This is a genomic window from Murimonas intestini, assembly GCF_024622195.1.
In the GTDB taxonomy this organism is placed as follows: Bacteria; Bacillota; Clostridia; order Lachnospirales; family Lachnospiraceae; genus Murimonas; species Murimonas intestini.
This window is the reverse complement of the sequence record NZ_JANKBI010000025.1, coordinates 24,223-39,375: the sequence shown is the minus strand read 5'-3', so window position 1 is coordinate 39,375 and position 15,153 is coordinate 24,223. Positions and strand designations below refer to the sequence as shown.

Below are 15,153 nucleotides of genomic sequence, written 5' to 3'. Positions count from 1 at the left end.
CAGCTGGCCGGGGGTATATTTGCAGTCCTGTTTTCAATTCAGCAGGTAACCAGCATTACTGCAGGTCTTCAGGGAGAACGGGCGGGATAGCAAACACGATGCGGAACCCTTTTCCCTGGCTGCCCACCTGTGGATGGAGCCTGGACTCTTCGCCGAAGACCAGCTTCAGCCGGGAGTTGACATTGGAGAGGGCAAAGCCATTATCTTCATCACGGCTGAGAACAGGCTGGGAGAGTTTTTCCTCAAGTGATTTAAGCTCATCAGGCGTGATGGAAGCGCCGTTATCTTCAATGGAAAATTCCAGCCAGTCTTTATCATCTTTATGCACTGACTGTATGGATATGGTCAGCATGTTGTCATCTCTGTCAAGAACCATGCCGTGCACAAAATAATTCTCGATCAGGGGCTGAAGTGTGTTTTTCGGTATGCCGTAGATCTTCAGGGCATTGCCGATGAAGAACTCGTAGTCAAAATTCCCATAGCGGTACATATAAAGATTAATGAGGTTTTCGCATAAGTTAAGTTCCTCGCCGATGGACACATACAGAGTCCTTCTTGTCTGGTTCCTGTACATTTTGGAGAGCAGCAGCAGCATCTGTGACGCATCGCTGTATTTGCCCTGAGTGATCTGTACCCGGATCTGCTCCAGCGCGTTATAGAGAAAATGCGGGTTTATGCTCGTCTGCATGGCGTACAGCTCGGCTTTTTTCTGGGAGATCTCAAAGAGATATGCCTTTTCAATATTATGCTGCAGTTCATCACACATCCTGTTAAAACTGTTGGTGATCTGGGTAAATTCATCATTATTGTCAGGTACAGGGAGCCTGTAGTCCAGGTTATTCTGGCCTACCAGATTCATCCCTTTCTGTATTGTCTTGATTTTTTTGTCTGCGATCCTCAGTGTTATCACATACAGCAGTATAGAAGCCGCACAGATGATGACGGCAAGCACTGCCAGAATCACCTGGGTGAAGCTTCTTGTGATAGTTCCCGCAGGCAGCTGGTAATTGGCAAAAAATTCATAGTGTCCATTATAAACGGAAGTAAAGTAATAGCTTTTTCCGTTCAGCATTCTGCTGACAACGGGCATCTGGATGGTAGAAGAACCGGAGGGAATCTGCTCAGCAGTCAGGATCCCCTTTGTATACTCATAGTTCCCGTCAGAAGAGAAGAGAATATTCCTGTCAGTGTCAGTAAGTGTAAAAGTAGCTGACGGATCCAGATGTGAGGTGGACAAGGAATTCGTAAACTCTGCTGTGGAGTACAAAATAATGATCTGACCCAGAGTAGCCAGGTTGTCACCGGTATAATCAAAGATAGTTCCGCTCAGCCCATAGACATGGTCCGCAGGCTTTTCATACCCTCCGCAGAGGGCTTCCAGCTGGGAGTCAGACAATATCTGCAGCTGGTACGGGGTAAAGTCAAAATTCACCTTGTTCAGGGTGAGGGGGATGAGTGTATCTGAGCTTGTATTGTACTGAAAAAGCTCTCCTTCATTTGTGGCAAGGAGGACACCCCGGCAGTACTGGTCATAGCGGCATATTTCCTTAAGCATCTGGATGATGGCCCGGTTCGTGCTGTAGGCGATCGTAGGGTGCTTTTTATAGAGGCTGCACAGGGCCTGATACCTGGATGGGCTTGAAAAGACAGGCGCCAGGGTATTTGCCAGAGAATTTTGCTTTGTAGTAAGTATTGAAGACAGATTACTGACGGCAATATCATAATTCTTCAGATATTCCGACTTTTCCTGGTTCCTGATCATGGAGCTGGACAGTATAAAAAGCAAAGCTGTGATGGCACAGACAGTGGATATGCTGATAAGCATCATTTTCGAATAATACCCGGAGGTCAGTTTTTTTATCATTGAGAAGCTCCTTTATGTAAAATCAAATACCCTGCTTATTTTGTTGAAAATAAGAAGAAGTCTGTTATAATCAAAAGGAAAAGATATATCCTGTCGCCGCAGGCGATTTTAAATGGATTTTTGCATGTAACTGTGAACGTACTGAACAGTTACAGCCATTAAAATTATAGCAGGACGGAAATGAAAATGCAAGACACGCATGAAAACGCGCGGCTTTGCAGCGAGAAGCGTGTTAACAGCAACAGGAGGATATAAAGAAGTGTTAGACAGAAAACAGCAGATTAAAAAGGAAAGAGTATGGTTAATGAGGACTGCGGCCCTGGCAGGGGCCCTTACGCTGGCTCTGGGCGGCTGTGCCTCCGGGGAAAAGCAGGGCGCCAGTGCGGCATCAGCTGAGCAGGAGGTAATACTCAGCGCCTTCGTGCAGCAGGCTGTCACGTCTGACTCCGGAATATGGGAAGGGTGGGCGGCTCAAAAGCTGTATAATGATACAAATCTGAAAGTAGATTTCTATGCCACGGGAACTGAAGTGGAGCAGAAGCTTAAACAGTATATAGCTGCGGGGACACTGCCGGACATCATTGGCTTTAAAGATCTTGACCAGGCCCAGCTTGCTATGGATGCAGGCCTGCTGGTCCCCTTAGATGAATATAAGGATAAGCTTCCCGCTATTTTCGGGACAGAGGAATATCAGAGCGCCATATCCTACTCAATGGAGAATACCAGCAATAATACAGGAAAGCTGTATATCATGCCCACCTCTGTGGGGCCTGTGTCTTACAATGCCTACAACTGGGTGCCCATGCTCCAGTGGGATGCCTACAAACAGGCAGGGATGCCAAAGATAAATACACTTGAGGACTATCTGGATGTGGTTGAAAAGATGGTTGAGTTAAAGCCCTATACGGATTCAGGAGAAAAAGTATACGGATTTTCACTGTTTTCAGACTGGGATAAGTATTCTGCCCTGGAAATCGCGGCCCTGTCGTATTTTTATGGGATTGATACAGAGTATGTCTCACCGCTGATGGAGACAAATGTGGTGACAAAGGAAACAAACTGCATTCTGAGGGAAGACAGCTTTTATAAACGGGCTTTGAGATTCTATTTCATGGCCAATCAGAGAGGGCTTCTGGACCCGGATTCCATGACACAGAGCTACAGCAGCCTGGATAAGAAGTTCAGTGAGGGAAGGATCATGTTTTCCTGGTTTTCCTGGCTGTCTGGCACTTACAATATTGATTCGTCAGGCCATGTGAACAATGCCCAGCGGCCGGACGGGTATGCGAATGTGCCTGCCGGGGATATGAAGATATATGAAGCGCCTGACCAGATAATCGGGAGGAACTGGTATTTTGCCATCAGCAAAAACTGCAGAGAGATCGATAAGGCGTGTGAATTCCTGAACTGGATCTATGATCCTGAGGTGGAGCGTTATCTGTACAACGGGCCGGAAGGCGGAGTATGGAATTATAATGAGGATGGGGAGCCGGTGGTGACTGAGGAGGGCTGGCATGTGATAAACAATAAGGCCGAGGACATCATGCCTGTCAGGTGGGGAGGCGCTTTCCAGGACGGGACATATCTGCTGAACGCCCTGGGGCTGCAGGCCTCCACCATTATGGATGACGGCTATACCATCGGGTACAGGTATTGGCCCTCCAGTCTGAATGCAAATGCCACCCTGATGCAGAAGGAAGTAAATGAAATGCTTGGAACAGACACTCTGGCAGAGTATCTCTATAAGAATGATATGGTAGCAAAATCCACAATAGCCGTAAATATGATCCCGCCTGCTTCCGATGAGATGGAGACAAGGATAAATGCCATCGGGGAGATCGTGCGCGACTATTCATGGCAGATGGTCTATGCAAAGGATAACACAGAGTTTGAATCACTCTGGACGGTGATGGTGGAAAAAGCTGAGAAGCAGGGACTATATGATGTGGAAAGCTACTATAAAAATGCCTGGGAGAACGCCCTGACGAAAGCGGCGGAATATGAGTGAGACAGCGGCATGCGACTAGTACCATAAGTTTTTCTAATACCCCGGTTAAGAAAAAAATGAATATCTTTTTGTCTTATATTGTGGTAAAATCAAACCTGCAAGTTAAATAAATAATAAAGATGCAGAGGTACGCCGGAGGCAATTCCGGTGTTTAATAGGGAATACAGTGAGAATTCTGTAGCAGCCCGCTTTACTGTGATAATTATGCTTTTCTTCAAATATGCCACTGGCCCGCAAGGCTGGGAAGGCGGAGAGAGTGACGATTTAAGCCAGGAGACCTGCCCTGCATGAGAGACATGTGTTTTCGGTGGGGAAAAACAGGTAAATGAGCAATAGAAAGAGCGAGTATCAGATCTGCGTTTTTTCAGGAGCATACAGAAGAGTGATACTTCAATCGTTTACATGGATAAGGGCACTGCCGCCGGGCAGTGCCCTTTCCCGTTTCCGGAAAACCACTCACAGACAATGAAGGAGGAAAAAGAATGAAACGCAGCTGGAAGAAAATGACGGGCCTGTTCATGGCAGCAGCCCTGGGAGTAAGCCTTATGGGGTTTACAAGTGAGGCCAAGAGCACAGAGGGGGCGGCAGACGCCGCGGAGAGTCTGAATGAGACAAAAGAGATGGTGCTGGGATCAGTGCGTGATATGATCCCGGGGGAGGGAGATGCGTTTTATGTGAACCTGAGCGCTCAGGTATGGGAGCCATTAGTCATCAACAACAATCACAAGCTGGAGCCGGGGCTGGCAGAGTCCTGGGAGACAAATGATGACTGTACTGAATGGACATTCCACCTGGTGGAAAATGCATCATTCACAGACGGAGTAAAATTTGATGCAGATGCCTGCATGAAAAATATTGAAAGATATAAAGCAGGACCATTGACATCTACGTATACATCACTGAGCATAGATAAGTCATTTCCAAATCTTAAGGAGATGGTCAAAATTGATGATTACACTGTGAAATTTGTGTTCAGTGAGCCGATCACCACGCTGGATGCCCTGCTGGGAGATTACGGCAGTCCAATGATCAGCCCTAACTGTTTTGATGCGTCCACAGGGGAGATCACATCCCAGGTCGTGGGCACAGGACGCTATATCATTGATGAGCATGTACAGGACCAGTATGCTACATTTGTGAGAAATGAAGACTACTGGGGAGAAAACCCAGGCAAGCTTAAAAGCTACAGGGTAAACTGCATCCCTGATTCAGAGACACGCTATTCAGCACTCGTGTCAGGAGAGATCATGGGCCTGATGGACAATGGCGCTATCATGGTTGATGCGGCAGATAAGCTGGTTAAAAGTGATGACAGATTCGTGATTGAGCCCACAAAGAGTCATATGACGCATTACCTGTATGTCAACGGGTCCAAAGAATATTTAGGTGACGTGAGGCTGCGTCAGGCGATCAGCTATGCAATCGACAGGGAGCAGTTAAATGAGACTTTGTATGCAGGTCTGTGCTATCCGGCCTATGGCGCTCTGAGCAACCAGACACCGCTTTATAAGGACATTCAGGGTGAATACAATCTGGAAAAGGCAAAAGAGCTGGCGGATGAAGTGCTGGGGGGACAGCGCCTTCAGACTACCATGATCCTGGGACAGAGGGTAGTGGACGGCTATCCGGTGAAGGCAATGGCAGAATATATGCAGGCAGCCTTGTCTGAAATAGGTATAGATATGACGATCGAAGTGCTGGATAATGCTGTTACTACAGACAGGCTGAAAGCCGGCGATTATGATTTTAATATTACAGTGACAGGTTTAAACAGCGCAGATCCCTATGCAACTCTCTTTGGATGGATGGGAACAGAGGGCGGCAGTAATGTGAGCTACCACTGGAACTATTCTAATCCTGAGGTTGACGAACTGCTTTCAACTGTACTCAACGAGAAGGATGAGCAGAAGAGGGCAGAGATATATGGACGCCTCCAGGAAATTTCTGCAGAAGAGCTTCCGGTGATCTCCATCCTTTATTATGTGAATGTAAATATCCACAATAAAGAGGTCACAGGCTATGTATCTGACCTGTTTGATGGCGTGAGCATCCCGACCCTGGAATGGGCAGACGAAAGTAAATAGAAAATATGGCAGTTCTAAAATATATAGGGAAAAAGCTTCTGATGCTGGTCCCTGTCCTGTTTGGTATTTCAGTGCTGGCATTTATGCTTGGAATGGCTTCCCCGGGAGATCCGGTGGAGGCCATCCTCAATCCGGACGGGACGCAGATCATAGACCAGAAGGAGTATGATATAGTGCGGGAAAGGCTGGGACTGGATGATCCAGTACCCGTACAATATGTTAAATGGCTGAAGAATGCCCTTACAGGAGAGCTGGGGCGTTCCTTTTTTACGAATAAAGAAATAAAAGAACAAATGGCATACCGTCTGCCGTATACGATCCGTCTGGCCTGCTTCGGAATGGCGCTTACAGTAGTATTCGGCCTGCTTTTTGGAATTTTGATGGCCATGCGCCGGGATGGGCCTGTCGACCATGCGCTGCGATTTCTGACTACGCTGATGCTCTCTGTCCCGGGGTTCTGGCTGGCAATCCTGCTGATCCTGGTTTTTGTAGAAAAGCTTCATCTGCTGCCAACAAGCGGCCTGAATGGTTTTTCTTCCTATATAATGCCGGGTATCACAGTTGCCATATCAACAATAGGTGTCTGTGCCAGGCTGACGAGGACTTCTATTCTGGATGAACTGGGGAAACAGTATGTTACAGTAGCCAGCTCGAAGGGGCTGAATGCCAGGAAGGTTACAATGCGCCATGCATTCCGCAACTCCCTGATTCCAATTACAACATTCCTTGGAAATTATTTTGCAGGGATACTGGGAGGTTCTACTATCGCAGAGGTCATATTTAATATACCGGGTATTGGAAATTATGCTATATCTGCTGTAAAGTCGAGAGATTATTATGTAGTTCAGGCATATGTGCTTTTTACAGCGCTTGTTTATGTAGTCATGACTCTTGTCATAGATCTGTTGTATCTTGTTATAAATCCAAAGATAAGGGCGGGTGAAAAAATAGGGTGATGGGAAAAAAGAAAAAAACAGGCATTATAGCAGCATGCATTTTGCTGGCGGTGATCCTGCTCATGAGTATACTGGCTCCGGTTCTGGCGCCTTATGATCCGAACCAGATCGATATGAAAAACCCTCTTGCCATGTCCAGTGCAAAGCATCTGCTGGGGACGGATAATATAGGACGTGATGTGCTGAGCCGTGTCATGTATGGCGGGCGTCAGTCGATCCTGCTGGCTTTGGCGGCTACGGGGCTTTCCATGGCACTGGGCTGCCTGATCGGTATGGCTGCCGGATATTTCGGCGGCGCGGCGGATCTTCTTATCACCTCTGTATCAAATGTATTCCAGGGACTTCCTGGCATGACCATGATGATCGCCATAGCAGGACTTATGGGAGCAGGAGTGAAGAGTATGCTGCTGGCCCTGGTGCTGACTTCATGGGTGGGCTTTTCAAGACTTGTCAGAGGAGAGGTCATGAAATTGAAACAGGAGCTTTTTATAGAAGGGCTTAAGGGGATGGGGGCAGGGAATTTCAGGATACTGTTTATGCATATCGCCCCCAACCTTCTGAGCAGTATCACGATCATATTTGCTACCAGGATAGCAGGCTCGATCATGTCGGTGGCAGCTCTGAGCTTTCTGGGACTTGGCCTTCAGCCTCCCACTCCTGACTGGAGTGTTATGATCAATGATGCCAGGAGCTATTACAGGACGAATCCTCTTCTGGCGGTGGCGCCGGGTGTCTGCATTGTATGCCTTTCCCTGAGCATCAATATTATCGCAGACTGGCTGAGAGACAGATTTGATGTACGGAGGGACAGCGTTAATGAGTGAGAAAGAGTTAGGCAAGAATATCAGCCTGGAGAATTATAATATCTGTTTCGAGACAGCCAAGGGAAAAGTCAGGGCGGTGAAGGATGTCAACACTGTGTTTGAAGCCGGAAAAGTGACTGGTATGATAGGAGAGAGCGGAAGCGGAAAATCAGTACTTGGGATGGGGATCCTCAAACTTCTGGCATCAAATGCCAAGGTGGAGGGGAGATGCCTCTATGGTGATACAGAAATAAGCGCATATACAGAAAAACAGATGGATTCCTTCAGAGGTAAAGAAATTGCGCTGATTCCTCAAAATCCCGCCGAGGCGCTGGACCCTGTCATAAGGATAAAAAAGCAGCTGATAGAAGCTGTGACCTCACACGGCGGAGCGGCAAAAGCAGAGGGGGAGAAACGGTATGAAGCCCTAATGAAAAGATTTGGTTTCCAGGATTCCAGGGAGACCGGGAGAAAATATTCATTTCAGATGAGTGGCGGCATGAACCAACGTATTATTTCCGTTCTGGGCCTGATGGGTTCACCGAAATGGATCCTGGCAGATGAACCCACAAAAGGGCTGGATGCCATTCTGCGCAGACAGGTATATGGAGTACTGAAGGATATTCTATGTAATGATATAAAAAGTATGATAGTTATAACTCATGATGTGGCGCTGGCCCGCCGTCTCTGTGACAGGATACTTGTCCTGTACCAGGGAGAGGTCCTGGAACAGGGAGATACCTCCAGCGTACTGGGGCAGCCCCTTCATCCTTATACGGAAGGGCTTGTAAGGTCACTGCCGTCCAACGGGATGGTGCCTATTCCGCTGCCGGACAGAGATAAGGAGTCAGAGAGTAAAGAAGGATGTGTCTTTTATCCCAGGTGTCCCCGGGCATGTTCCAGATGTGTGCATGAGAAGCCGGGGGATTATCAGTCGGCAGACGGAAGGAAAGTGAGGTGTTTTCTGTATGCTTAAAGCCGAACATCTGAGCAAGCATTACTGCAGCGGAGTGATCAGAAAGCACCATGTAGATGCGGTCAGTGGCGTATCTTTTGAGATAGGGAAGGGTGAGATACTGGGAATTGCCGGAAACAGCGGCTGCGGTAAATCTACAATTGCCCGCATGCTGATGGGGCTGGAAGATCCGGACGAAGGAGCTGTCTGGCTTGACGGGCAGAAGATTTCCGGGCTTACCATGGGGCAGATGCGGGAGCACAGGAAAAAGATGCAGATGATATTCCAGCATCCTGAGTCTTCATTAGATCCGCAGAAGAAGATCCTTTTCAGCATGACGGAGCCTATGAAGATACATCGGGTGTACAGGGAACAGAAAAAAATGCAGCAGCGCATCGAAGAGCTGTTTGATCTGGTGGGAGTATCCACAGGTCTCCTGTCCAGATATCCCCACCAGATAAGCGGCGGAGAGGCACAGAGAATCATGATAGCGAGAGCTCTGACACTGGATCCGAAGGTGCTGATCCTGGATGAGCCGACCTCCATGCTGGATGTGTCGATCCAGGCCCATGTCATGTGCCTGCTGAAGGACCTGAGAAATAAACTGGATCTGACTTATCTGTTTATATCACATGATCTGGAAGTGTTGGGCTGGTTTTGTGACAGGATCAGCATTATGAGCCGGGGAAAGTTTGTAGAAAGCGGTGATACAGAGCAGATCATACATAATCCGGGACATCCCTTTACGAAGGAACTTGTGGACAGTTTTAGTAATTTCGGACAGGAGGAGAAAGATGAATGCAAACAGAATCCAGTATTTCCTGACGGCTGTGGAGGAGAAAAGCTTTACAGGAGCAGCCAGAAAGTATTTTGTGAGCCAGGCAGCAGTGACCCAGCAGATAGCGGCGATAGAGAAAGAACTGGATGTACAGCTGTTTGTTCGGAAAAGTAATGGCATAGAAGTTACGGAAGCAGGCAGATATTTATATGAAGAAATGAAACAGCTGATAGGCCGGTACCAGAAAGTTACAGAAAATCTGGGGGATTTTCAGAGAGAGCACACAGAATCATTTACGGTGGGAATCTCCCAACTCCAGGACTATGAATGGATCTCACCGCTCCTTCGGGATATTCGCCGGATGCATGCCCAGATGGAATTTCATCTGGCTGCAGGCGAACCAAAGGGACTGCTGGAGCGCTTAAAACAGGGAAGGCTTTCGCTTCTGGTTACAGATAATCCGGTCTATGAGGAGACACAGGGGATGGAGATACTGCCTGCATACCATACAGGAATCAGCCTGGTGGTACCTGCCGGCTCCGCGCTGGCAGGTAAGAGCCGGCTGCGTCTGGAGGACTTGAAGGAGATCCCTCTTATTCTGGCGGGAATGGAAGGACAGATGGAGGGGGCAGGATACTGGGAATTCTACAGGATCTGCAGAAATGTAGGATTTACTCCTCATGTGGCAGCCGGAGCAGCAAATTATTTAGAAGCACTGATACTTGTGGATGAAGGGGCAGGTACTGCTGTGTTTATGGAAGATATCACTTCATTTATCAAAGAACATTCTGGCATGAAGATTCTCAGGCTGGAGGCGCCGGGAATTGTGCAGAAGTTTTTGATGTACCGCAGGGAGGATGAGACACTGGAAATGAAAAGAGTGTTGAAATACCTGATCAGGGCCGGGAGAGAAAGAGACAGAGGTGGGCGTGCCGACTTAAAGGAAGATTTTGCGCTGCTGTGGCAGGAGGCGTTAAAAAGAGATGACGGGACCTACAGCCAGAGGTTGTCAGACGACCAGGCGGAGATCGACTTTTGGCACCGTTTCATGGAGAAACGAAAGACATATCAGCAGGATCCGTGGGCGGTAAAGATGTCATCTGCGGTATGTGAGGTGATTTCCGGCCTCAGTCAGGAGACGGTGCTGGAGATAGGCCCGGGATGGGGGAATTACACCATGGACCTGGCTGATATCTGCCGGGAACTGACATGTCTTGATATTTCCCCTGATGTCCTGAGGTTTATCAATAGATGGTCCAGAGAGCTGGGAAAGACGGAAATCAATACAGTGTGCTGTAAATGGGAAGATTTTGAGGCTGATAGAAAATATGATGTGATATTTGGATATAATTGTTTTTACAGAATGCTGCATCTGAGGGAATGTCTGGAAAAGATGGACCGGATGGCAGGAAAAATGTGTATCATCGGTATGGGTATGGGAGAGATAGAGAAGTACTATCTGGAGATGGAGGAGCAGCTCGGGGTCAGACTGGTCTATGATAAAAAAGACTACATCTATTTTGTGAATATTCTGTACCAGATGGGAATCGACGCAAATGTGAAGGTCATACCTCTCTCAAAAGATATCTCTTTTGGGGACTGGGATCAGGTCGTACAGTACGGCACCTCCTGTCTGTATAACCGCCAGGATGAGATGGAAGAGCACGGGGAGAAGATCGAAAAAATTCTGAGAAAGTACTTTATAAAGAAACAGGATGGAAATTATCATTACAGATATGATTACCGGGGAACCCTTGTCTACTGGAAACCCGGAGACTGAACCGGGAAATGACAGGTGCTGTAAAATAAGGCATTAATTAAGAATTGCCAGTTCCAGCAAATTGCTGGTTCTGGCGATTCTTCGAGTTTGTTGGAAAATCTCTTCTTCACTCTCTGCAAAAGATACGATTAAAATATTCCCAATGTTATCACCAACTATTTAGATATATCACACAATACAGAAATATAATGCCGTGATTAATCATTGATTTTTAAAGCGGATATCATATCAATATGATATATTTTCCTTGAAAGTAATTTACTGATCATCCACGACAAGAAAAATGTACCTAAAATACTGATAATATAAGCATACGCTGGAATATATACGCTAATATCAATCGAATCCTGTACTGTACTAAGCATTAAGATTGTCAAGCCATATCCAGTTGGTAATCCTATAATAATTCCTGCAATCGTAAGCCATAAATTTTGTTGTATCATCAGTTTTTTAATCCTTAAATTATGAAAACCTAATACTTTCAACGTTGCCATATCTCGATACCGTTCCATATAAGATAATGTTCCCAAATTATACAGTATTACACTGCCGAGTAAGACAGCAAATACTAAGAAAAGAACACTCAACATAACAGATGCATTTAACATCATATCAAGAGCATATTTTAAATCGGATTTATGCTGTACACTGTCTACATAATCTGAATTAGTGAGCAATTTATCAGGTTTCTCTCCGATAATAGAAGTAGTATGAAAAGGGATACCTTCTGCGTCCATTTCACTTTTCAACATCGTAATACCCTGCGTCATAGGTGTACGGACAATATGCTTTACAACTTCAAGATACCATTCATCACTTCCGGTAAATTTCCACATTAATCGGTCACCCACTTCAATTCCTAATTTATTCGCGGTATTTCTGGACAAGGCGATACCTTCTTCCAATTCTATCTTTTTGCCCTCATTGTCATAGAGCCTTATAAAATCTTGACTTTCAACGCCGGTGAAAGCTGCGTTTTCTTCTTTGCCGTTAAATTTTATTTCTGCCGATGTTTCCATCAATTCTTCGCCATACATAGATTGAAGCAATTTATTTTTAAATTCTTCATCACTATAATTTCCAGTTACTTTTGTGTTATAAGTTTGTACTTTATCAAAAGTCCATTCGGACATATGATTCATAGAAGCAAACAAACCAAAAGAAGAAAAGAGCAGTGCAACACACCCCATGACACCCAAAATAGTCATGCTGCTTCTTAATTTATTTCGGAATATATCACGCATATTCCATTGTCCGTAAAATGATAAATGTTTCCACAAAAACGATAACGGCAATTCTTTATACTCTTTTTCTACGCTGTTTGAGTATAATATTTTCGCAGCATTTTCTTTTAAATATTTGTGACATACAGCCAATGAAACAGCCAGACAGAGCAACGCACAAGCAATGGGAAGCAGCCAGCTTCCTGCCACCATAGCTGACTTTAATTTTGGAAGAGTATACATTTCTTCCATGATCGGAAACAACAGCTTTGGCAGCGTTATATATCCTGCACACCAACCGAAAACCGAACCTAAAAGACAAACAAAAGTACTGTGTGATATGTAGTGAATATACAATGACCTTTTATGAAAGCCCATTGATTTTAATATCCCAATTTGCAGACGCTGGGAATTTAATAGACGGTGTACGGTTGTAATTGTAACAAGAATGGCAATAAACAAAAATACCATTGCAAAAATCAAGCCTATTTCTTTATGCTGTGTAATTTCGTCATTCATCACGGAATAGCTTGTATGGTCTTTTTGTAACACCACGGTAGTATCGTTTCCTTCTAACGTGTTAGAGATTGTTTTTTTCAGGTTTCCTGTACCAGATATAAGCAGCTGATTCCAGTGAATCTTTCCTATTTCTTTAATATCCCCTTCGTTGATAAAGGCAAAACCATTGTTTTTATGGTCTGGCACAAATTCCCCATTCCTTATGCTGTAAATATATTCTGGCGAATAACATAACCCAACTACTTCTTTTTCAATCTTTTTTCCGCCAATATCCAGTTCAATCTTGTCTTTTACTTCATAATTATTTTCTTTTGCAAATACAGCGTCTAACCAGATACCCGACTCATTTTTTGAATATTTTTTTCCGTCAAGAATTTTTAATTCTGAAATATTATTTTCGCCAGCCAGAACATATAAATCAATCGTTTTATCATCAACACTCTTTGGCGCAGAAATCAATAATGCCCTTTTTTCCACGTCATCAATGGAAGGATTTTTTTTAAGTTGATCTATATCCGATGACTGGAAATTGTCGCCCAGAACCCAGGCATCCGCAAGATGTGTTTCCTCGATATAGGAATGAAAGGTTTTACTCATGCCATTATATTCACCTGTAATACCAGAAAAGATAAAATTACCAGCAAACATCATCAAGAAAACAGCAATAAACGGGACTTTGTTTTTCCATACATCACGAAACATTTTACGAATTAGCATTACCACTCCAACTCCTTTATACTCATAGGTTTTTCATTGACTGCAGCATCTGAAATCCGCCCGTTTTTCAACCGGATAACCCTGTCTGCCACTTTTGCGATATTAGCATTATGTGTAACAACGACAGCAGTTTTGTGATACTCACGGCACACATCTTGTATCAGCTGCATCACCATGCACCCTGTTTCGCTGTCTAATGCACCAGTTGGCTCATCACATAAAAGAATTTCCGGATTTTTTACAATCGCTCTGGCAATAGAAACCCGTTGTTGTTCTCCGCCCGATAATTGACTGGGGAATTTTTTTAAATGCTGTTTCAGTCCAACTCTGTCCAAAATAGCGGCAGGGTCTAAAATATCGTCTTTAATGTCCTTCATTAGTGCGATATTTTCATATACAGTTAATGTAGGAATAAGATTGTAAAACTGAAAGATAAAGCCTATATCGTTAGCTCTGTATCGGGCCAGTTCATTTTCTTTCATTTTTGAAAGTGGTATATTATTTACAAATATCTCCCCACTGCTTAAGCAGTCAATTCCGCCCAGAATATTCAACAAGGTGCTTTTTCCAGCCCCGGATTGTCCCAATATCACAACAAATTCTCCATCTTCAATTCCAAAAGATATTTCATTTAGTGCAAAAGTTTGTCTTGCTCCGCTTTGATACATTTTGGTTGCATTTTTTGCAAGTATAATTGACATAACTTTTATTCCTTTCTTAAAAATGAGTATAAGAAAAACACGTACATAAAAGAACACTGTTTATGCAAGCGAGTTATCTTATTTGACTGATAATGCCATTGAATAAAACGTTAAAAAATTTAAAAAATTCCGCTTTGGCATCGTTCAAATTTTCGTGTTCGATTAAGACGTGTTTCACACATTCTATTAACATATTAAGTACAATTTCTGAATAATGAGAGTCATCATTGATATTGAAATATTCCTGTAAATGTTCGGTAAGAGAATATAATATTTTTTCCTTTCGCGCCAGCAAATGCGAGCTTTCTAATTTCAGAAGTATGATAACTTTTTTATCAAAGAAACAGCCAAGTTTGCTCCTGTCAAAATCATGTTCTATCTCTTTCATTTCTTTTAAAGCCTGCTCCTTTGTCATTAGATTAGCTTTTTCACCCTCTATATGCTTTGACATCATGCATTCTATATTCTCAATTGTCGGCAGAAGTATTTCTTCCAAAAGTATTTCTTTACTCTGGAAGTAATGATAAATATTCCCTTGTGTTGTATGTGCTTTTTGAGCAATTATACGCATAGACGCATTTTCATATCCTCTTTTCAGAAATTCGTCTGCAGCAACTTCAAGGATTTTTAATCGAACCTCATCTTTTTTTATCTGCACTTTATCACCTCTTTGATTACATGATATATGTTTGAAAAAGGTTTTGCAATAGATGTTCATTATTAAAAATCAAAAGTTACACAGCATTCATTTTTATATAGAAAAAA

Annotated in this window: 10 protein-coding genes, 1 pseudogene and 1 riboswitch; of the genes and pseudogenes, 7 read left to right on the top strand and 4 right to left on the bottom strand. The window is 44.3% G+C overall.

Annotated elements, in window-relative coordinates; translation table 11 throughout:
- Window positions 1-55: 55 nt before the first annotated feature.
- Window positions 56-1,864, bottom strand: a complete 1,809-nt coding sequence (locus NSB28_RS23280; RefSeq protein ID WP_109748696.1) for a sensor histidine kinase — start codon at window positions 1,862-1,864, stop codon at window positions 56-58.
- Window positions 1,865-2,123: 259 nt separating this feature from the next.
- Here NSB28_RS23280 and NSB28_RS23275 point away from each other — a divergent pair, with 259 nt between their 5' ends.
- The 7 genes and pseudogenes from NSB28_RS23275 to NSB28_RS23245 all read left to right on the top strand — a co-directional run bounded on the left by NSB28_RS23275 (window position 2,124) and on the right by NSB28_RS23245 (window position 11,228).
- Window positions 2,124-3,872 carry an extracellular solute-binding protein gene (locus NSB28_RS23275; protein WP_257497931.1) on the top strand — a complete coding sequence of 583 codons (1,749 nt, stop codon included), beginning with the start codon at window positions 2,124-2,126 and terminating at the stop codon, window positions 3,870-3,872.
- 107 nt (window positions 3,873-3,979) lie between these two features.
- Window positions 3,980-4,172: riboswitch (cobalamin riboswitch) on the top strand.
- 182 nt (window positions 4,173-4,354) lie between these two features.
- Entirely contained in the window at window positions 4,355-5,956 is a 1,602-nt protein-coding gene (locus NSB28_RS23270; protein ID WP_109748694.1) for an ABC transporter substrate-binding protein, read from the top strand.
- Window positions 5,957-5,961: 5 nt separating this feature from the next.
- Window positions 5,962-6,912 (top strand): ABC transporter permease, encoded by a 951-nt coding sequence (locus tag NSB28_RS23265; RefSeq protein ID WP_109748693.1) that lies wholly within the window; start codon window positions 5,962-5,964, stop codon window positions 6,910-6,912.
- Entirely contained in the window at window positions 6,912-7,736 is an 825-nt protein-coding gene (locus NSB28_RS23260) for an ABC transporter permease (protein WP_109748692.1), read from the top strand. Before NSB28_RS23265 ends, NSB28_RS23260 begins: the two co-directional genes overlap by 1 nt.
- Entirely contained in the window at window positions 7,729-8,691 is a 963-nt protein-coding gene (locus NSB28_RS23255; RefSeq protein WP_109748691.1) for an ABC transporter ATP-binding protein, read from the top strand. The genes NSB28_RS23260 and NSB28_RS23255 overlap by 8 nt, the downstream gene beginning before the upstream one ends.
- Window positions 8,684-9,202 (top strand): annotated as a pseudogene (locus NSB28_RS23250) (ATP-binding cassette domain-containing protein); the annotation flags it as partial. The gene NSB28_RS23255 and the pseudogene NSB28_RS23250, both read left to right, overlap by 8 nt.
- A 262-nt stretch (window positions 9,203-9,464) precedes the next feature.
- The gene (locus NSB28_RS23245) at window positions 9,465-11,228 is read left to right on the top strand and encodes a LysR substrate-binding domain-containing protein (RefSeq protein WP_109748690.1); all 1,764 of its coding nucleotides are present in this window, start codon (window positions 9,465-9,467) and stop codon (window positions 11,226-11,228) included.
- Window positions 11,229-11,425: 197 nt separating this feature from the next.
- Here NSB28_RS23245 and NSB28_RS23240 read toward each other — a convergent pair whose 3' ends face one another.
- The 3 genes from NSB28_RS23240 to NSB28_RS23230 all read right to left on the bottom strand — a co-directional run bounded on the left by NSB28_RS23240 (window position 11,426) and on the right by NSB28_RS23230 (window position 15,046).
- Window positions 11,426-13,687, bottom strand: coding sequence for an ABC transporter permease (locus NSB28_RS23240; RefSeq protein WP_109748689.1), 2,262 nt, complete (start codon window positions 13,685-13,687; stop codon window positions 11,426-11,428).
- Window positions 13,687-14,388 (bottom strand): ABC transporter ATP-binding protein, encoded by a 702-nt coding sequence (locus tag NSB28_RS23235; RefSeq protein WP_109748688.1) that lies wholly within the window; start codon window positions 14,386-14,388, stop codon window positions 13,687-13,689. Before NSB28_RS23235 ends, NSB28_RS23240 begins: the two co-directional genes overlap by 1 nt.
- A 73-nt stretch (window positions 14,389-14,461) precedes the next feature.
- Complete coding sequence (locus NSB28_RS23230; protein ID WP_257497930.1) at window positions 14,462-15,046, bottom strand: TetR/AcrR family transcriptional regulator; 585 nt, start codon at window positions 15,044-15,046, stop codon at window positions 14,462-14,464.
- Between the last annotated feature and the right edge of the window lie 107 nt (window positions 15,047-15,153).

Bases quoted from the DNA above. Each gene is read 5' to 3' on its own strand.
- NSB28_RS23260 (WP_109748692.1), top strand. From the start codon at position 6,912: ATGGGAAAAAAGAAAAAAACAGGCATTATAGCAGCATGCATTTTGCTG.
- NSB28_RS23265 (WP_109748693.1), top strand. From the start codon at position 5,962: ATGGCAGTTCTAAAATATATAGGGAAAAAGCTTCTGATGCTGGTCCCT.
- NSB28_RS23255 (WP_109748691.1), top strand. From the start codon at position 7,729: ATGAGTGAGAAAGAGTTAGGCAAGAATATCAGCCTGGAGAATTATAAT.
- NSB28_RS23280 (WP_109748696.1), bottom strand. From the start codon at position 1,864: ATGATAAAAAAACTGACCTCCGGGTATTATTCGAAAATGATGCTTATC.
- NSB28_RS23245 (WP_109748690.1), top strand. From the start codon at position 9,465: ATGAATGCAAACAGAATCCAGTATTTCCTGACGGCTGTGGAGGAGAAA.
- NSB28_RS23240 (WP_109748689.1), bottom strand. From the start codon at position 13,687: ATGCTAATTCGTAAAATGTTTCGTGATGTATGGAAAAACAAAGTCCCG.
- NSB28_RS23270 (WP_109748694.1), top strand. From the start codon at position 4,355: ATGAAACGCAGCTGGAAGAAAATGACGGGCCTGTTCATGGCAGCAGCC.
- NSB28_RS23235 (WP_109748688.1), bottom strand. From the start codon at position 14,388: ATGTCAATTATACTTGCAAAAAATGCAACCAAAATGTATCAAAGCGGA.